The 255-nt window shown below is 51.8% G+C and carries 1 pseudogene; it reads right to left on the bottom strand.

Going from position 1 to position 255, the window contains the following annotated elements:
- Positions 1 to 255: pseudogene (locus AACY52_RS31995) on the bottom strand (transposase); the annotation flags it as partial.

Here is a 255-nt window from a genome sequence, read left to right as displayed (position 1 = left end):
CTGGTCGGTGTGAAGTGCAATTTGAAACGCGGATGCTTTTCCAGCCACTGCTTGATTGCAGCCGTTTTGTGGGTCGAACTGTTATCTAAAATCACATGCAGATCCAGTCCGGCGGGCGTGTTGCGTTAAATCTGTTGCAGAAAAGCCAGAAACTCCTTGGCTCGATGGCGCTGGGTAATCCGTCCGATGACTTGGCCGCTCATAATGTCGAAAGCCGCGTACAGACTCGCCGTACCATGGCGTTTGTAATCATGC

Origin of the sequence: Pseudomonas sp. EA_65y_Pfl1_P113 (assembly GCF_963970525.1) — a bacterium.
GTDB classification, from domain to species: domain Bacteria; phylum Pseudomonadota; class Gammaproteobacteria; order Pseudomonadales; family Pseudomonadaceae; genus Aquipseudomonas; species Aquipseudomonas tritici.
Note: the sequence above shows the minus strand (reverse complement) of the source record. Positions and strands in the feature narration are given on the sequence as shown.